Origin of the sequence: Curtobacterium sp. MCLR17_039, assembly GCF_003234745.1 — a bacterium.
Lineage (GTDB): Bacteria > Actinomycetota > Actinomycetes > Actinomycetales > Microbacteriaceae > Curtobacterium > Curtobacterium flaccumfaciens.
The window spans coordinates 84,965-102,826 of sequence record NZ_QKTF01000003.1; the positions used below are offsets into that span (position 1 = coordinate 84,965).

18 protein-coding genes are annotated in these 17,862 nt (G+C 71.7%); 13 read left to right on the plus strand and 5 right to left on the minus strand.

Going from position 1 to position 17,862, the window contains the following annotated elements; genetic code table 11:
* Positions 1-23 precede the first annotated feature (23 nt).
* The 4 genes from DEJ00_RS04230 (at position 24) to DEJ00_RS04245 (ending at position 4,396) form a co-directional block, all read left to right on the plus strand.
* Entirely contained in the window at positions 24-3,236 is a 3,213-nt protein-coding gene (locus DEJ00_RS04230; RefSeq protein ID WP_258373537.1) for a GH92 family glycosyl hydrolase, read from the plus strand.
* 34 nt (positions 3,237-3,270) lie between these two features.
* Positions 3,271-3,501, plus strand: coding sequence for a hypothetical protein (locus tag DEJ00_RS04235; protein WP_111056529.1), 231 nt, complete (start codon positions 3,271-3,273; stop codon positions 3,499-3,501).
* Between the two features lie 64 nt (positions 3,502-3,565).
* Complete coding sequence (locus DEJ00_RS04240; RefSeq protein ID WP_138802103.1) at positions 3,566-3,778, plus strand: hypothetical protein; 213 nt, start codon at positions 3,566-3,568, stop codon at positions 3,776-3,778.
* A 72-nt stretch (positions 3,779-3,850) separates the two neighbouring features.
* Entirely contained in the window at positions 3,851-4,396 is a 546-nt protein-coding gene (locus tag DEJ00_RS04245; RefSeq protein WP_027466807.1) for a hypothetical protein, read from the plus strand.
* Positions 4,397-4,477: 81 nt separating this feature from the next.
* Here the strand turns inward: DEJ00_RS04245 and DEJ00_RS04250 are convergent, their stop codons facing one another.
* The 4 genes from DEJ00_RS04250 to DEJ00_RS04265 are packed head-to-tail and all read right to left on the minus strand — an operon-like array spanning position 4,478 to position 7,476.
* A complete protein-coding gene (locus DEJ00_RS04250; RefSeq protein ID WP_111056530.1) occupies positions 4,478-5,023 on the minus strand; it encodes a GNAT family N-acetyltransferase in 546 nt (181 codons plus the stop codon).
* Positions 5,024-5,060: 37 nt separating this feature from the next.
* Entirely contained in the window at positions 5,061-5,999 is a 939-nt protein-coding gene (locus DEJ00_RS04255; protein WP_111056531.1) for an aldo/keto reductase family oxidoreductase, read from the minus strand.
* A gap of 51 nt (positions 6,000-6,050) precedes the next feature.
* Positions 6,051-6,671 carry a hypothetical protein gene (locus tag DEJ00_RS04260; protein WP_111056532.1) on the minus strand — a complete coding sequence of 207 codons (621 nt, stop codon included), beginning with the start codon at positions 6,669-6,671 and terminating at the stop codon, positions 6,051-6,053.
* A 49-nt stretch (positions 6,672-6,720) separates the two neighbouring features.
* Positions 6,721-7,476 carry an SDR family NAD(P)-dependent oxidoreductase gene (locus DEJ00_RS04265; RefSeq protein WP_111056533.1) on the minus strand — a complete coding sequence of 252 codons (756 nt, stop codon included), beginning with the start codon at positions 7,474-7,476 and terminating at the stop codon, positions 6,721-6,723.
* Between the two features lie 34 nt (positions 7,477-7,510).
* Between DEJ00_RS04265 and DEJ00_RS04270 the strand changes: the two genes are divergently transcribed.
* Positions 7,511-8,386 carry a putative RNA methyltransferase gene (locus tag DEJ00_RS04270; RefSeq protein WP_111056534.1) on the plus strand — a complete coding sequence of 292 codons (876 nt, stop codon included), beginning with the start codon at positions 7,511-7,513 and terminating at the stop codon, positions 8,384-8,386.
* A gap of 19 nt (positions 8,387-8,405) precedes the next feature.
* Here the strand turns inward: DEJ00_RS04270 and DEJ00_RS04275 are convergent, their stop codons facing one another.
* The gene (locus DEJ00_RS04275) at positions 8,406-8,825 is read right to left on the minus strand and encodes a VOC family protein (protein WP_111056535.1); all 420 of its coding nucleotides are present in this window, start codon (positions 8,823-8,825) and stop codon (positions 8,406-8,408) included.
* Between the two features lie 62 nt (positions 8,826-8,887).
* On the opposite strand from DEJ00_RS04275, the gene DEJ00_RS04280 reads away from it, so the two are divergent.
* From DEJ00_RS04280 to DEJ00_RS04310, 8 genes are all read left to right on the plus strand, one after another.
* Positions 8,888-9,832: a YafY family protein gene (locus DEJ00_RS04280; protein WP_111056536.1), complete on the plus strand. Its 945-nt coding sequence runs from the start codon at positions 8,888-8,890 to the stop codon at positions 9,830-9,832.
* Positions 9,833-9,949: 117 nt separating this feature from the next.
* On the plus strand, positions 9,950-10,087 hold the full coding sequence (locus tag DEJ00_RS18430) for a hypothetical protein (RefSeq protein WP_155896901.1): 138 nt from the start codon (positions 9,950-9,952) through the stop codon (positions 10,085-10,087).
* Positions 10,084-10,173 carry a potassium-transporting ATPase subunit F gene (locus DEJ00_RS04285; RefSeq protein ID WP_017887940.1) on the plus strand — a complete coding sequence of 30 codons (90 nt, stop codon included), beginning with the start codon at positions 10,084-10,086 and terminating at the stop codon, positions 10,171-10,173. Before DEJ00_RS18430 ends, DEJ00_RS04285 begins: the two co-directional genes overlap by 4 nt.
* On the plus strand, positions 10,173-11,855 hold the full coding sequence (kdpA, locus tag DEJ00_RS04290) for a potassium-transporting ATPase subunit KdpA (RefSeq protein WP_111056537.1): 1,683 nt from the start codon (positions 10,173-10,175) through the stop codon (positions 11,853-11,855). Before DEJ00_RS04285 ends, kdpA begins: the two co-directional genes overlap by 1 nt.
* A complete protein-coding gene (kdpB, locus tag DEJ00_RS04295) occupies positions 11,852-13,951 on the plus strand; it encodes a potassium-transporting ATPase subunit KdpB (protein WP_111056538.1) in 2,100 nt (699 codons plus the stop codon). The genes kdpA and kdpB overlap by 4 nt, the downstream gene beginning before the upstream one ends.
* Before the next feature lie 2 nt (positions 13,952-13,953).
* Positions 13,954-14,553 carry a K(+)-transporting ATPase subunit C gene (gene kdpC, locus DEJ00_RS04300; RefSeq protein ID WP_111056539.1) on the plus strand — a complete coding sequence of 200 codons (600 nt, stop codon included), beginning with the start codon at positions 13,954-13,956 and terminating at the stop codon, positions 14,551-14,553.
* A gap of 121 nt (positions 14,554-14,674) precedes the next feature.
* Positions 14,675-17,167 carry an ATP-binding protein gene (locus DEJ00_RS04305; RefSeq protein ID WP_111056540.1) on the plus strand — a complete coding sequence of 831 codons (2,493 nt, stop codon included), beginning with the start codon at positions 14,675-14,677 and terminating at the stop codon, positions 17,165-17,167.
* Complete coding sequence (locus DEJ00_RS04310; RefSeq protein ID WP_027466795.1) at positions 17,164-17,847, plus strand: response regulator; 684 nt, start codon at positions 17,164-17,166, stop codon at positions 17,845-17,847. Before DEJ00_RS04305 ends, DEJ00_RS04310 begins: the two co-directional genes overlap by 4 nt.
* The last annotated feature ends 15 nt before the right edge of the window (positions 17,848-17,862 follow it).

The window sequence follows — 17,862 nt, forward strand, 5'->3', positions numbered from 1 at the left end:
CCTGGAGCAAATAGGCTCGCCCCGTGCGAGAACTGCAACGGAGCGGTGGTCCGACGACGGCCGTGGCCGCTCGGAACGGTGTCGGCTTCGGTTCCGCGGAGGGCTGGCTCGTCGAACGACCATCGGGTGGGTCGGTGGCCGAGGCGATCGTCCCCGGCTTCACCGGACGAACCATCGCCGCCGGCGACGAGCTCTCCTGGGTCTGGTTCCCCGAGCGGACCCTGCCCGACGGGTCGTCGGAACCGACGGAAGCAGACCTGCCGCACTTCTGGGACGCCACGGCCTTCGCCGTCGACGTCGTCTTCACCGACGGCTCGCGGCTGCGTGACCACGCCGGGGTCCGCGACCAGTACGGCGACGCGGTCACCCCGGACGCGCAGGACGCGGCCCGCAAGCAGTGGGTGGACCAGTGGAACCGTCGCGCGGTCGACCTCACGCCGTTCGCGGGGCTGGTCGTCGACCGCCTGGAGGCCCGGCTCGGCTCCGACGCACCGGCTGCGGCCGCCGACGGTGAGCGTCCCGCACTGCGCGGCTGGCTCGACGCCGTCCGGATCGGTCCCGCGCGTCCGACCCCGACGACCCCGCTCGGCCACGTCCGGACGACCCGGGGTACCCAGGCATCCTCCCGGTTCTCCCGCGGCAACAACGCCCCGCTGGTCGGTGTCCCGCACGGCGGGGTGTTCGGCCTGCCGATGACGGACGCCTCGAGCAACCGCTGGCCGTACGCGTACCAGGAGCACGACCGGCTCGACGGCCAGGGGCGGCTCCGCCCGGCGATCCAGGCCTTCGCGACGAGCCACATCCCGTCGCCGTGGATGGGCGACCGCGGGGTGTTCCAGGTGATGCCCTCGCCACTCGACACCCCCGACGTCGACCGGTCCGCCCGCGCGCTCGGGTTCGACCACGAGGACGAGCAGGACTGGCCGCACCGCTACCGGGTCGCCCTCGAGCACGATGTGACGGCCGAGCTGACCGCGGGGGAGTTCGCCCTCGGGTTCCGGTTCACCGGCACCCGCAGCGTCGTGCTCGACCACCACGGCCGGGTGTCCGACGTCTCCGTGACGATCACCGACGGCACCGCCGTGGTCGAGGCCGTCCTCGACGACCGCCCCGGCACCCCGCCGCACCACGTGCACCTGCGGGTCGCCGGGGTCACCGCCGACCACACGACGATCGGCGAGCACGAGCTGCGCGGCTGGCTGTCCGTGGGGGAGCCCGGCGGCACCGGCGGCCCGGTCGACGTCCTGCTCGGCATCTCGACCGTCTCGATCGAGGACGCCCGCGCAAACCTCGACGACGCCGGCTCGTTCGACGCCATGTGCTCCCGTGCCGAGGCGCTGTGGACCGAGAAGCTCGCGACGCTGTCCTTCGACGGCGCGAGCCCCGACCAGCTGACGAGCCTGTACTCCGGCCTGTACCGGCTGTTCCTCTACCCGAACCGTGCCGGGGAGACCGCCCTGACCGGCACCCCGCGGCACCGCTCCCCGTACGGCGACGTGCTGGCGGACCCGATCCGCGACGAGCCCGGGCCGGAGATCGTCGAGGGCCCCTTCACCACCACGAACGGCTTCTGGGACACCTACCGCACGGCCTGGCCGCTCCTCGGACTCCTGACGCCCGAGACCGCGGGCGACCTCGCGCAGGGCTTCGTCGAGCACCACCACGACGGCGGGTGGACGCCCCGCTGGAGTGCCCCCGGTGCCGAGGACTGCATGACCGGCACCACGAGCGACACCGTCTTCGCCGACCTGGCCGTGAAGGGCGTGCGTGGCTTCGACCTCGCCGAGGCGTACCGGAGCGCGGTGCGGAACGCGACCGTCCCGCCGCGTGACGAGCGCGTCGGACGCAAGGGGAGCCTCCCGGGCGCCTTCCGCGGCCACGTCGACACGGCGACCCACGAGGGGATGTCGTGGACCCTGGACGCGGCCATCAACGACTGGGGTCTGGCCGTCATGGCGGGCCTGCTCGCGTCACGGGCGCGGACGCCCGCCGACCTGTCCCGCTACGAGGCCGAGGCCGAGTGGTTCGCCCGCCGGTCGCTGCAGTACCGGCACGTCTTCGACTCCGAGCGCGGGTTCTTCATCGGCCGCGACCCGGACGGCTCGTGGCGGGTCGGCACCGAGTTCGACCCGCGCGACTGGGGCGACGACTACACCGAGACGAACGCGTGGGGCACCGCGTTCACGGCGCCGCACGACGGTGCCGGCGTCGTCGACCTGCACGGCGGGCCCGAGCGCTTCGACGCCGCTCTCGACGCGTTCTTCGCGACCCCCGAGACCGGGGCCCTGGCGCGCTCCGGCTCGTACGGCTTCCCGATCCACGAGATGACCGAGGCCCGCGACGTCCGGATGGGCATGCTCGGGCTGTCGAACCAGCCCGCGCACCACATCCCCTTCTTCCCGATGTTCACCGGGCGGCACGACGACGCGCACCGCATCGTCCGCGAATCGCTCGAGCGCTTGTTCGTCGGGTCCGACCTCGGCCAGGGCTACCCCGGCGACGAGGACAACGGTGAGATGAGCGCCTGGTACGTCTTCGCGACCATCGGGCTGTACCCGCTGGCGCCGTCGACCGGCACCTACGTGCTCGTGCCGCCGTCGGTCCGCAGGACGGTGCTGCGGCAGCCTGGGCCCACGCCGCCGGTTCCTGCCCGACGCGCCAGCGGCGGGCAGGCCGTGCCGGTGGGGAGAGGCGCGGGAACGGTCATCGAGATCGCCGCCGGCTCCGCAGGCGCGTACCTGGCGTCGGTGACGGTCGACGGCTCGCCCTGGACCTCGGTCACCATCCCGCACAGCGTGGTCGTGGCCGCGTCGCGGATCGAGTTCACACTGTCCGACGAACCGCAGGGATGGGCGTCGGACACCCGCCCCGTCTCGGCCTCCGACGTGCACGGCTACCGGGACGCCCCGGTGGACGTCCTGCCCGTCGGGGTCTCGGCGCTCACCGACGACACCGGCCGCACCGTCACGGCGCTCGCGGCGGGGGAGTCCGTGTCCTTCGACGTGGCGTGCGCCGCCGCCTCGCTGTACACCGTGACGGTGGCATCGCCGGGGTCCTACTCGTGGCAGGTCGGCCTCGACGACGCCGTCTCCGCGGTCGACGGCGCGGAGTTCACGTGGGCCGGCCAGACCCGGGTGTTCCGGATCCTCGGTGGGGGTTCGTCGTTCACGTTCACCGCCGGCACCGACCTGGCGCTGACGCAGCTCGAACTCATCGCGGCCGACGGACAGCGTTGACCCGGCGTTCACCGAGCGGGAGCATGCTCGCCCCATGTCGATGAGCGCACCGTTCGATCCCGAACAGCAGGGCCGGTCCATCCCCGTGGACGGCAGTGACGAGTCCGAGCTCGAGATGGAGGAGGACCGCGGCGCCGACGTCGGCGACGACTCCGTCGACCCGAGCGTCTCGCCCGTCAGTCACCACGACGAGGACGAGGCCGGCGGCGGCCCGGTGTTCCGGCGTCCGCACGCCGGTGAGCGGCTCCACCCGGACGACCTCTGACCGTTCCGGGGTTCCTCCGGGGTTTCTTGGGCGATTGCCAAGCGGCTCGGGCATGCTCGTGCGCATGTCGATCGCGAACTCGTGGGACCCGTCCGGTGGCCGTGCAATCCCGGAGGACCAGGTCCGTCAGGACGGGCTCGAACTCGACGAGGACCCGGCGATGCTGGGGATCTCGTTCGACGTCGTGGGTGGCGCTTCGGCCGATCCCGCCGGGGTGTCCCCGGTCGACGTGAACGTGCCGACGCCGAGGTCTGCTGGCGCCGACTCCGACGACTAGCGCGCCCCCGGCTGTAGCGGCCGCGCGGTCCCATCCGACCGGTAGTATTCCGGAATGGTACCGACGGCGTACGTGGACGAATCCGAGCCCGGAGACGAACGTGACCCCGGCGCGTACATCCTCGGGGCGGTCACAGTTGCCGACAGCGATGCTGAGCGGTTCCGGGACTCGCTCTGCGCCATCAAGCCACGATCGGCGCGGAAGCTGCACTGGTCCGAGAGCGACGCCCGGCACCGCACCGGGATCGTCGGGATGCTGTGCGACCATCCGTTCGCAGCCATCGGGGTCGTGAGCGTGACCGACCCATCCGTCCGGAGCGAGCGTCGTCGCCGGCTCGCTCTTGAGCACTTGATCTTGGAACTCCGCGCGGGCGGTGTCGATCGAGTCGTCCTCGAATCTCGCGGGCCCTCGGACCGGAACGATCGTGCGCACCTCGACGCCTTGCGATCACGCAAGTTGGTGCACGGGTTGGCGTTCGAGCACCTGCCGGGTGGCCGCGAGCCACTTCTCTGGGCGGCGGACGCGGTGTGCGGCGTGGTCGCGCTGGCTCGGCGAGGGGAAACGGCCTACCTCGAGCAGCTGGGCCATGTGCTGAGCGTCCACGAACACCGTCGGTGAACGCGCGAATCCCCGGGCCCCGCTATACCGCAGGAGCTCCCGGGGATCACTTCCGCACCCACCTCGATGGGGCGACTGGTCTCAGTGTGACATATCAGGCAGGATGGCGGAAGGGTCGAGGACCCGGTACTTGAACCCGACGTGCGAGCCGGTGAAGCCGAGGCGCTCGTAGAACCGGTGCGCATCCGTCCGTGCAGCGTCGGACGTGAGCTGCACGAGCGGGGTCCCGAGGGCCGGCGCAGCGACGTCGGTCACCCAGCGCATCAGGGCACTCCCGATGCCGCCGGAGCGTAGAGCACTGCTGACCCGCACCGCCTCGACGAGCAATCGGGTGGCACCACGACGAGCCATGCCGGGGATCCGGGTGAGTTGCAGCGTCCCGACGAGCTGCCCGTCGGGGTCCTCGGCGACGAGCAGCGCGTTCGCCGGGTCGTCCACGATCGACCGGAGTGCCTCGGCGTACTGCGGGCGGTCCGCCGGTGCGGCGACGTCTCCACGCGCGGCGCTGATCGGGTCGTCGGACAACAGCGTCATGAGTGCGTCGAGGTCCGCTTCCGTGGCGTTCCGCAGCGTCACCTCGCCGGAGCGTGTGGTCAGGCGGACGGGCAGGGCGAGGTCGTGGAGCACGACCCCACCCTGCCCGACCCGACCGGGGCGTTCCCGCTCAGGGAACGGTGTGTCCGGCCGCGGTGAAGATCCGGTACCACTCCTCGCGCGACAGCTCGACGTCCGAGCCGGCGGCCGAGTCCCGCACACGCTGCGGGTTCGTCGTGCCGAGGACGACCTGGAAGTGCGCGGGGTGGCGGGTGATCCACGCGACCGCGATGCCGGTCGGGGTGACACCGTGCGCCGCTGCGACCTCCTCGAGCACGTCGTTCAGCTCGGCGTACTGCTCACGGTCGCCCAGGAAGACGCCGTCGAAGAAGCCCTTCTGGAACGGCGACCAGGCCTGGAGCGTGACGTCGTTGATGCGCGAGTAGTTGAGGATGTCGTTGTCGCGATCGACCGACTGCTCGAGGCCACCCATGTTCGCTGTCAGACCCTGCGAGATCACGTTGGCGTGCGTGATGCTGAGCTGCACCTGGTTGAACGCGAGCGGCTGGCGGACGTGCTTCTTGAGCAGGTCGACCTGGCCGGGGGTGTGGTTCGAGACGCCGAAGTGGTGCACCTTGCCGGCGGCGTGCAGCTCGTCGAAGGCCTTCGCGACCTCTTCCGGCTCGACCAGGGCGTCGGGGCGGTGCAGCAGCAGGACGTCGACGTACTCGGTCTGCAGCGCCTCGAGCGACTCGTGCACGGACTCGAGGATGTGCTCGTACGAGAAGTCGAAGTAGGCGCCCTTCGGCGTCGGTCGGATGCCGACCTTGGTCTGCAGCACGATCTCGGCGCGTTCCGCGGGCGACAGCGTGACCGCCGCGCCGAACCGCTGCTCGCAGCCGTGCCATTCGCCGTACACCGCGGCGTGGTCGAACATGTTCACGCCCGCGTCGCGCGAGGCGCTGTAGAGCGAACGGATGTCCTCGTCGCTCATGTCGTTGATCCGCATCAGTCCGACGACGACGTCGGAAGCGGTGAGGTCTGTCTGTGGCAACTCCAGTGTCTTCACGCCCTCGATCCTGCCAGCCGGTCCCCGGTGCAGGCAGGCCCTGCCAGTACCTCAGGCGCGTTCGGGCAGCAGGGCGGCGAGCACCCCGGAGCCGTCGACCCACGTCCCTTCCAGCGTCTCGCCCTCGGGCAGGGCGGTGCCGACGACCCGAGCGATGACGATCGTGCCGTGGTCGGTCGCGATCGACGTCAGGGCGTCCGCAGTGGTCGCTCGCACCGAGGCGATCGTGGGGGAGTCGGATGCGGAGCCACTCCCGCGGGCCCAGGCGTCTTTCGGCCGCTGTCCGGCACCGTTGGCCAACTCGAGCGAGGCTTCGTGCCCACCGGTGACGATCGCCCGGCGCAGGACGTCGGCATGGACCGGATCGCCCACGGCGTCGTACACCCACCGTCGCCCGAGCACGGAGTGGTCCATCTCGGTGACCAGGAACGCGTCGGCGCCGGGCAGTGGTGCATCCCGGTAGGTCAGTGGCGCCTGCAGGACCCGGCCGTCGTCGGTGCGGACGAGGAGCACCTCGATGCCGACCTGGCCAGCGGGGTCGTCGAACCGGAACTGCCCGACGACCTGGAGCGGCGATCCCGCGACGACGCCGCTCCAGGCCTGGTCAGGGAGCCAGGCGGCGAGCGCCTGGGCCTTGGAGGGGCGGAGTGTTGCCTGCTCGATGACTGCCATGTCCTGACCGTACTGCCGCGCAGCACCCTGCCGTCGGCGCACCTCGAGGTCAGTGGACGGAGAACCCGCCGTCCACCGCGATGGACTGCCCGGTGACGTAGGCCGACCCGGGTCCGGCGAGGAACACCGCTGCCGCGGCGAAGTCCGACGCCAGCCCGTTGCGGCCGACCAGCGTCCGTGCGGCGAGGGCCGCCACCGTCGCCGGGTCGGAACCGAGCCGCTCGTTGAGCGGGGTGCGCACGAAACCGGGGAGGAGGACGTTGGAGGTGACCCCCTGCGCGGACCAGGCCTCTGCCTGGGACCGGGCCAGTGCCTCCAGGCCGGCCTTGGAGACCCCGTACGCGCCGCTGGCGGCGAAGGGGCGGTGGGCCTGCTGCGAACTGATCGACACGATCCGTCCGTACCCACGGGCCGCCATCCCGGGTGCGAGCCGCTGCCCGAGCACGAACGGCGCGTCGAGGTTGACGGCCATCGTGGCGTCCCAGGTGGCCTCGTCGAGTTCGGGCATCGGTGGCCGCAGGTTGATCCCGGCGGAGTTCACCAGGACGTCCACGTCGCCAGCAGAGTCCGCGAGTGCGTGGGCTCCGGCGCGGGAGGACAGGTCCGCGACGATGCCGTCGGCCGAGCGGCCCGCCTGGCGGATGCCGGCGACGGTGGCATCGATGGTCGCGGGCGTCCGGGCGGCGACGAGGACGTGGGCACCCGCGTCGGCGAGTGCGGTGGCGATCGCTCGGCCGATGCCGGAGCTGCCTCCCGTCACGAGTGCGGTGCGGCCGTCGAGGCCGAAGAGCTGCTGCAGCGACATCCGGTCAGGCTACCGAGGCCCGTACGCTGGGCCGGTGCGTGACGACCTGCTGCCGATGCTCGCCTGCCCCGTGTGCGCCGAGCCGCTCGGCCGCGTCGACGGCGGCCAGGTCGGCTGCCCGAACGGGCACCGGTTCGACGAGGCGAAGCAGGGCCACCTGACCCTCCTGCCCGCGAAGCGCCGCGCACTCACCGCGGACACCCCGGAGATGGTGGACGCGCGGCTGCGGTTCCTGGGGCGTGGGCACTACGCGCCCGTCGAGCGGGCGCTCGCCGCGATCGTCGCGGACGCCACCGCGCCCGGCATCGTGCTCGACGTCGGTTCCGGTCCGGGGACCTACCTGGCGCACGCGCTGGACGCTGCGAACGTTCCGGACGGGAGGCCCGTGGCCGCGCCGGACGCGTCTGCTCCGGCCGGCAGTCGGCCGGGTCCACGTCTCGGGGTCGCGTTGGACCTGTCGGCCGTCGCGATCCGGCGTGCGGCACGCGCCCACGAGCGCGCGGGGGCCGTCGTCGGGGACGTGACCGAGCGCCTCCCGGTCGTCGACGGTGCTGCCGCCGTCCTGCTCGACGTCTTCGCACCCCGCAACCAGACCGAGTACGCCCGCGTCCTGCGCGCCGACGGCGTGCTCGCGGTGGTGACCCCGCGGACCGGCCACCTGGCGGAGCTCGCCGAGGCGACGATCAGCGTGGACCCGGAGAAGGAACGCCGGCTGCACGACTCCCTGACGCCGTCGTTCGCGCTGCGGTCCTCCGATAACCTGACGTGGACCATGGAGCTGTCGGCGGAGGACGTCCACGACGTCGTGCACATGGGGCCGAGTCACCACCACGTCGCGGCGGACACCGTGTTCGAGCCGGCGACGGTGACGGCCGCGGTCACCGTGTCGACGTGGACGCCGACGCGCTGACCGCGACCGTGAGGACCGACTAGTCGCCAGACGGGGCGACGTCGAGCTGCCAGACCACGCCGAAGCGGTCGCGCAGCTGCCCGGCCAACGGTGCCCAGGCCGAGGGCTCCAGGGGCTGCCGGATCTCGGCGCCGTCGGACAGTGCGGCCCAGTACCGCTGGATCTCGGCGGTGTCGTCGCCGTGCACGAACACGTAGAAGGCGTTCGATCCCTGGTCGTAGGGCTGCCCGGGCCAGACGTCGAAGGCCATGACGCGGAAGCCGGCGGTCGTGGAGACCTGACCGAACACGATCCGGTCCGCCCAGGCCGGGTCGTCCAGGGCGCCCATCTGGCCGTAGGTGGCGGCGGTGACCTCGCCGCCGAAGACCGATGCGTAGAAGTCGAGCGCCGCGCGGGCGTCGCCGTCGAAGTTGAGGTGGGTTGTCGTCTCGATGCTCATGGGACGAGGATGTCGGGCAATGCGGTCAGATCGTGTCCGCTTCTCGGACGAAGATGGACGCCATGGCCGGACCCTCCGCACGGATGCTCGCGCTGCTCTCCCTGCTCCAGGTGCACCGCGACTGGCCGGGGGACGAGCTCGCCGGGCGGCTCGACGTCAGTCCCCGCACCGTCCGCCGCGACGTCGATCGGCTCCGCGGGCTCGGGTACCGGGTCGAGGCGCTCCGCGGACCGGCCGGCGGCTACCGGCTCGAGGCCGGATCCGACCTGCCCCCGCTGCTCTTCGACGACGACCAGGCGGTGGCGATCGCCCTGGCGCTCGCTGTGGCGCCGGCCTCGGGGGCGGACGTCGCCGAGTCGGCGGCCCGCGCCCTGGCGACCGTTCGGCAGGTGATGCCCGCGCGGCTGCGGTCCCGGGTCGACGCGATGCAGGCCGTGACCGCGGCGAGCCGGACCACCACCGACCCGGAGGTCCTGGTGGCGGTGAGCGAGGCCGTCCACCTGCAGGAGGTGTTCCGCTTCGGGTACGGCGACGACGAGACTCCGCACCGGGTGGAACCGCACGCCGTCGTCGCCCGGAACGGTCGTTGGTACCTGCTCGACCGGGATGTCGACCGCGACGACTGGCGCACGCACCGCATCGACCGGATCACGCCCCGGATGCGCACCCGCGTCCCCTTCACGCCGCGACCGATCCCCGGTGGCGATGCGGCCGCGTTCGTGTCCGCGCGGTTCAAGGGGTCCGCGGTCGACGACGTGTGGCCGTGCACCGGTTCGGTGACCACGACGGCGGGCGATGCGCGGCGGATCGCGCCGTACCTGCCCGAGGACGCCGTGGTCGAGCAGCTCGAGGACGACCGGGTCAGCGTCACCCTCGGATCGTGGTCGTGGGACGGCCTCGCCGGAGTCGTCGCCGGGCTGGCCGTGCCGATCCGGGTCGAGGGGCCGGACGCGCTGCGCCGAGCCGTTCGTGACCTGTCGACTCGACTCGCGACCGCGGCCGACTGAGCCACCTCGGTCACGCGCGTTAGGAGCGTGCATGCGTCCGCCAGGGCGGCGTCAGGGATCCGTTAGGAGCGCACTGGAGGCGCGGCGCAGGACCCAGCATCGGTCTCGGCACCACACATGGTGCCGTCCGCGTCACCCGGCGCGGACACCGCAGATCTTCTGGAGTCCCTCGTGTTCGACGTGTTCGTCGTCGCCGGTGTCCTCGCCGTGTTCGGCGTGGTGGCACTGATCGCCAAGGGGGTGGAACGGCTGTGATCGGCATCACCATCGCGGCCGCCGTCCTCGGCATCGCCGCAGTCGTGTACCTCGTCTGGGCGCTCGTGCGTCCGGAGCGCTTCTAGTGGGCGCCGCGGACGTCTGGGCGGGCATCGCCCAGGTCGCCACCCTCGTCCTGCTGCTCGTCGTCGCGTACCGCCCGCTCGGTGACTGGATGGCGAAGGTCTTCACGCCCGTCCGCCACAACCGGGTCGAGCGCGGGGTCTACCGGCTGATCGGGGTCGACCCGGACGCCGAGCAGTCCTGGCCCGTGTACCTGCGCGGCGTGCTGCTGTTCAGCGTCGCCGGGCTCCTGCTCGTCTACCTGCTGCAGCGCATCCAGGTCGTCCTGCCCGGCGACCTCGGACTGCCCGCCGTCGGACCCTCGCTCGCGTTCAACACCGCGGCGTCGTTCGTGTCGAACACGAACTGGCAGTCGTACTCGCCCGAGGTCACCCTCGGCTACTCGGTGCAGATGGCCGGCCTGGCGGTGCAGAACTTCCTGTCCGCGGCCGTCGGTCTCTCGGTCGCCGTGGCCCTGGTGCGCGGGTTCGCCCGTCGCAAGTCCGGCACCCTCGGCAACGTGTGGGTGGACATCGTGCGCGGCCTCGGCCGTCTGCTGCTGCCCGGCGCGTTCGTCTTCGCGATCATCCTCGTCGCCGGCGGGGTCGTCCAGTCGTGGGGGAGCGGTACCGACGTCACCACGCTCATCGGTGGCACGCAGCACATCCCCGACGGGTTCGTCGCCTCGCAGGAGGCGATCAAGGAACTCGGCACGAACGGTGGCGGCTACTTCAACGCCAACTCGGCGCACCCGTTCGAGAACCCGCAGGCGTGGACGAACCTCGTCGAGATCTTCCTGATGCTCGTCATCCCGTTCTCGCTCCCGCGCACGTTCGGGCGAATGGTCGGCGACGACCGTCAGGGCTACGCGATCCTCGCCGTGATGGGCGCGATCTTCCTCGTGTCGCTGTCGGTCATGTCGATCGCCGAGCTCGGCGGCGGCGGTGTCGCCACACACGCTGCCGGGGCCGCGATGGAGGGCAAGGAGAGCCGCTTCGGCATCCTCGGTTCGACGCTCTTCTCGACCGCGACCACCTCGACGTCCACCGGTGCGGTCAACGCGATGCACGACAGCTACACCCCGATCGGCGGGATGATGGCGCTCGTCAACATGATGCTCGGCGAGGTCACCCCCGGGGGTGTCGGATCCGGCCTGTACGGAATGCTCGTGCTCGCCGTCATCACGGTGTTCATCGGCGGCCTGCTCGTCGGTCGCACCCCGGAGTACCTCGGCAAGAAGATCCGCGCCAAGGAGATGACCTTCGCGGCGCTGTACATCCTCGTCACGCCGACGCTCGTGCTCCTGGCCACCGGACTCTCGCTCGTGATCCCCGGCGTCCGCGAACAGGTGCTCGGGACGTCGATCTTCAACCCCGGCAACCACGGGCTGACCGAGCTGCTCTACGCCTTCACCTCGGGTGCGAACAACAACGGCTCGGCCTTCGGCGGGCTCACCGCGAACACCACGTGGATGAACTCCTCGCTCGGCGTCGTGATGCTGCTCGGCCGCTTCGTGCCGATGGTGTTCGTCCTGGCGCTCGCCGGGTCCCTCGCCGCGCAGGACCGGGTGCCGGAGACCGCCGGCACGCTGCCCACCCACCGCCCGCTGTTCATCGGGCTGCTCGGCGGCATCGCCGTCATCGTCACCGCACTCACCTACTTCCCGGTGCTCGCACTGGGTCCGCTCGCAGAAGGACTGTCATGACCACCCCCGTGACCACGGAGTCGGAACCGCGCACCGCCGTGGAACCGGCCACCCGCTCGTCCGCATTCGGACCCAGCCAACTGGTGGCGGGCCTCCCGGGCGCCCTGCGGAAACTCGATCCGCGACTCATGTGGCGGAACCCCGTCATGTTCATCGTCGAGGTCGGCGCAGCGCTGACGACGGCGGCCGCCGTCGTCGAGCCGTCCGCGTTCACGATCGCCATCGCCGTCTGGCTCTGGCTCACCGTCGTCTTCGCCAACCTGGCGGAGTCGGTGGCCGAGGGCCGCGGCAAGGCGCAGGCCGACACCCTGCGGAAGACCCGTTCGACCACGAGCGCCCGCCGGGTGCTCGGGTACGCGACGACCGACGCGGCCGCGACCGGCAACGAAACCGAGGAGGTCGCGTCCGTCGACCTGGCCAAGGGCGACGTGGTCGTGGTCGTCGCCGGTGAGGTCATCCCGGGCGACGGCGACGTCATCGACGGCATCGCGTCGGTCGACGAGTCGGCCGTCACGGGTGAGTCCGCACCGGTCATCCGCGAGTCCGGCGGTGACCGCAGTGCCGTCACCGGCGGCACCCGGGTGCTGTCGGACCGGATCGTGGTGCGCATCACCTCGACGCCGGGTGAGACCTTCATCGACCGGATGATCCGCCTGGTCGAGGGTGCGGCACGGCAGAAGACGCCGAACGAGATCGCGCTGAACATCCTGCTCGCCTCGTTGTCGATCGTCTTCGTGATCGTCTGCCTGACGATGCAGCCCATCGCGGGGCTCGTCGGTGCGACGGTCAGCGTGCCGGTGCTCATCGCCCTGCTCGTCTGCCTCATCCCGACCACCATCGGAGCCCTGCTCTCCGCGATCGGCATCGCCGGCATGGACCGGCTCGTGCAGCACAACGTGCTGGCGATGTCGGGCCGCGCGGTCGAGGCCGCCGGTGACATCACGACGCTGCTGCTCGACAAGACCGGCACGATCACCTACGGCAACCGTCGGGCATCCCGCGTGGTGCCGGTGCCGGGTGTGAGCGAGGCCTCGCTGATGGAAGCGGCAGCCCTGTCGAGTGCTGCGGACTCGACCCCTGAGGGGCGCTCGATCGTCGACCTGGCGCGCGAGGACGGCGCCGCCGTCGGTCTGCCCGACGGGGCCGTCGAGGTGCCGTTCACGGCGCAGACGCGCATGTCGGGTCTCGACCTGCCCGACGGCTCGCAGATCCGGAAGGGTGCCGCTGCGGCAGTGCTCGCCTGGGCGGACACTACCGAAGCCGGTGTCGTGTCGGCCATCGATGCGACCGTCGCGGAGATCTCCGACCAGGGCGGCACCCCGCTCGTCGTCGGTCGCCGCTCGTCAACGGGCGCGGTCACGTTGCTCGGTGTCGTGCACCTCAAGGACGTCGTCAAGGACGGCATGGCGTCGCGGTTCGCCGAGCTCCGGTCGATGGGCATCCGCACGGTGATGATCACCGGCGACAACCCGCGCACCGCGGCCGCCATCGCCCACGAGGCCGGCGTCGACGACTTCCTCGCCGAGGCCACCCCGGAGGACAAGCTCGCGTACATCAAGCGCGAGCAGGAGGGCGGCAACCTCGTCGCCATGACCGGTGACGGCACCAACGACGCCCCGGCCCTGGCGCAGGCGGACGTCGGCGTCGCGATGAACACCGGCACGACGGCGGCGAAGGAGGCGGGCAACATGGTCGACCTCGACTCCGACCCGACCAAGCTCATCGACGTCGTCCGTATCGGCAAGCAGCTGCTCATCACCCGCGGTGCCCTGACCACCTTCTCCATCGCCAACGACGTCGCGAAGTACTTCGCGATCATCCCGGCGATGTTCCAGGCCGCGTTCCCGGGGCTCGCGGCGCTCAACATCATGGGGCTGCACAGCCCGTCGTCCGCGATCCTGTCGGCTGTCATCTTCAACGCGCTGGTCATCGTGGCGCTCATCCCGCTGTCCCTGCGTGGCGTCAAGTACCGCGCGGCCGCAGCGTCGTCGATCCTCGGCCGCAACCTGCTCGTCTACGGGCTCGGCGGCGTGGTCGTCCCCTTCATCGGCATCAAACTGATCGACCTCGTGGTCGGTCTCATCCCGGGGTTCTAGTCATGGCATCTGCACGTTCCACCTTCCGTTCCGCCGGTGTGGCCATCCGCCTCACCCTCGTCGCCACCGTCGTCCTGGGCGTCGGGTACCCGCTCGCCGTCTGGGGCGTCGGCCAGGCGGCGTTCCACGACCAGGCCAACGGCTCGATGGTCACGGACTCGTCCGGCAAGGTCGTCGGTTCCTCGTTGATCGGGCAGTCGTTCACGGGCAAGCAGGCCGACCGCTGGTTCCAGTCGCGGCCGTCCGCCGCCGGGGACGGCTACGACGCCGGAGCGTCGTCCGGCTCGAACCTCGGGCCGAACAACGCCGACCTGCTCAAGGCCGTCGAGGAGCGTCGTGCGGCGCTGGCGAAGGCCGACGGGGTCTCCGCCGCGCAGGTGCCTGCCGACGCCGTGACCGCTTCCGGTTCGGGGCTCGACCCGGACATCAGCCCCGCCTACGCGTCGCAGCAGGTGGCCCGTGTGGCCTCGGCGCGCGGCCTGTCCGCGGACAGCGTGCGGCAGCTGGTGGCGTCGCACACCGAGTCGCGGCAGCTCGGGTTCCTCGGCGAGCCCGTGGTGAACGTGCTCGCGCTGAACCTGGCGCTGGCGAAGGCGTCCTGAGCGTGGGTGTCCCCTCCGCAAGACACCGGTGCTCGCGCGTCGAACACCCGCAATCCGCGGCGCGACAGGTGAACACCGGTGTTTTGCGGAGACCGACCCCCGCACGCGAGAGGATGAGCACGTGAAGCGCGGGAAGCTGCGGGTCCTGCTCGGTGCGGCGCCCGGTGTCGGCAAGACCTACACGATGCTCGAAGAGGGGCGTCGGTTGCTCGACGAGGGTCGCGACGTGGTCGTCGCCGTCGTCGAGACGCACGAGCGCGCCGCCACCGCAGCACTGGTGAACGGGCTCGAGGTCGTGCCCCGCCGCACCGTCTCGCACCGGGGCGTCGACCTCGACGACCTCGACCTCGACGCCGTCATCGCCCGGGCACCCGAGGTCGCGCTGGTCGACGAACTCGCGCACACGAACGCCCCGGGGAGCCCGAACGAGAAGCGCTGGCAGGACGTCGAAGCGCTGCGGGACGCCGGCATCGACGTCATCTCGACCGTCAACGTGCAGCACATGCAGTCCCTCGGCGACGTGGTCCGCGAGATCACCGGAACCGTGCAGCGCGAGACCGTCCCCGACGCCGTGGTGCGTGCGGCCGACCAGATCGAGGTCGTCGACCTGGCCCCGGCAGCGCTGCGCGAACGGCTCTCCGACGGGCTCGTCTACCCGGCGGCCCGGATCGACGCCGCGCTGTCGAACTACTTCCGCCTCGGCAACCTCACCGCACTGCGCGAGATCGCCCTGCTCTGGCTCGCCGACGAGGTCGACGACGCGCTCAAGGCCTACCGCGCCGAGCACGGCATCGAGCACCGGTGGGAGACCCGGGAGCGCGTGCTCGTCGCCCTGACCGGTGGCCCCGAGGGCGAGACCCTGCTGCGCCGCGGCGCCCGCATCGCCGCCCGCAGTGCCGGTGGAGAACTCGCCGCCGTGCACGTGACGACGAACGACGGCCTGCGCGTCCGGCACCCCGGCGCGCTCGGCAAGCAGCGGACCCTGCTCGAGCAGCTCGGTGGCACGTACCACCAGGTCGTCGGCGACGACGTGCCGAGCACGCTGGTGCGGTTCGCGCGGTCGATCGACGCCACCCAGATCGTGATCGGGGTCAGCCGCCGCAGCCGGCTCGCGGCCGCCATGACCGGTCCGGGGATCGGCAACACCGTGATCCGCGAGTCCGGCGACATCGACGTGCACGTCGTCACGCACGAGCGCGCCGGCGGCGGGATCACCCTGCCCAAGCTCGGCGGCAGCCTGTCCCGCGGCCGGGTGGTCGCCGCGTTCGTGCTGTCGGTCCTGGTCGGGCCGCTGCTCACCTGGGTGCTGTCGATCGGCAGCGACCCGGACGCCATCACGGTGGACGTGCTGGCGTACCAGCTGCTCGTCCTGGTCGTGGCGCTCGTGGGCGGGATGTGGCCGGCGGTCTTCACGGCCGTGCTGTCCGGGCTGAGCCTCGACTACTTCTTCGTGCAACCCCTCTACATGGTCACCGTCCAGCAGCCGTGGCACCTGTTCGCCCTGGTCATGTACGTGATCAGTGCGGTGCTGGTCAGCTTCGTGGTCGACCGGTCCGCCCGGCGGTCGCGTGCTGCCCGTCGGGCGTCGGCTGAGTCCGGGCTCCTGATGGGCATCGCCGGCAGCGTGCTCCGCGGCGACGACGCCCTGCAGGCACTGCTCGACCGCACACGAGAGGCGTTCGGCTTCGCCGGCGTCCGGATCCGTCAGGGTGACGAGGTGCCGGCGACCTCCGGCGAGTTCGGTGCGACGCCGGACGCGTCGACGACGCTGGCGTCCGGTGCCGTGCTCGAGTTCGCCGGTGCGCCCGACGACCCGACCCAGCGCCGGCTGCTGCGGGTCGTCGAGCAGCAGCTCGACGCCGCCGTCGAGCACCGCGAGCTGACACGCACCGCCGTCGGCGCCGAGCGAATCGCCGCCGCCGACCGGGTCCGGAGCGCGCTGCTCGCGGCCGTCGGCCACGACGTGCGCCGCCCCATCGCCGCGGCCTCCGCCGCCGTGCAGACGCTGCGTGCGCCCGACATCGACCTGTCACGGGCCGACCGGGAGGCGCTGCTCGCGACCGCCGACGAGAGCCTCGGTCAGCTGGCGGTGCTGTTGGCAGACCTGTTGGACGTCAGTCGGGTCCAGGCCGGTGTCCTCGCGGTCACCCCGGCGGCGATCGCGCTCGAGACGGTGGTCGCCCCCGCCCTGGACGAGCTGGAGCTCGGCCCGGACGACGTCGACCTCGACCTGCCCGCGGATCTGCCGCCGGTGCTCGCCGACCCGGTCCTGCTGCAGCGCGTCGTCGTGAACCTGCTCGCCAACGCGGCGCGGTACGCCCCGGACGGCACCCACGTCCGGGTCGCCGCGAGCGCGTTCGCCGGCGGGGTGGAACTCCGCGTGGCCGACCACGGCCCCGGCATCCCCGAGGACCGCCGCGACGAGGTGTTCCAGCCGTTCCAGCGACTCGGTGACACCGACAACGAGACCGGCCTCGGGCTCGGCCTGGCCCTGGCGCGCGGGTTCACCGAGGGCATGGGCGGCACGATCGAGGTCGACGACACCCCGGGCGGTGGGCTCACCGTCGTGGTGCGGCTGCCGATCGCCGGGCACGTGGGAGTGGAGATCCGATGAAGGTCCTGATCGCTGACGACGACGCGCAGCTCGTGCGCGCGCTCTCGGTGACGCTCTCGGCGCGCGGGTACGACGTCGTCACGGCTCGGGACGGGCGCGAGGCGATCGACGCCGTCATCACCGAGCGCCCCGACCTGGTGCTGCTCGACCTCGGCATGCCCCGGCTCGACGGCATCGGGGTGCTCGAGGGGGTCCGGGCCTGGTCGCAGGTGCCGGTCCTCGTGCTCTCCGGGCGCACCGACTCATCCGACAAGGTCGACGCGCTCGACGCCGGTGCCGACGACTACGTGACGAAGCCGTTCCAGATGGACGAGCTCCTCGCCCGGCTGCGGGCACTCGGACGGCGGCGGGTGGTGGCGTCGGAGGAGACCCCGACGATCGCGATCGGACCGCTGCTCGTGGACCTCGTCGCGAAGCAGGTCACCCCGGCCGAGGGTCCGGCGATCCGCCTGACGCCCACCGAGTGGCGCCTGCTCGAGGTCCTGGTCACGAACCCTGACCGCCTGATGACCCGCGAGATGCTGTTGACCGAGGTCTGGGGGCCGACGCACGGCAACGACTCCGGGTACCTGCGGCTGTACATGGCGCAGCTGCGGCGGAAGCTCGAGCCCGATCCCGCGCACCCGCGCTACCTGGTGACGGAGTCCGGCATGGGGTACCGCTTCGCCCCCGGAGCGTAGGAGACCGCCACTGTC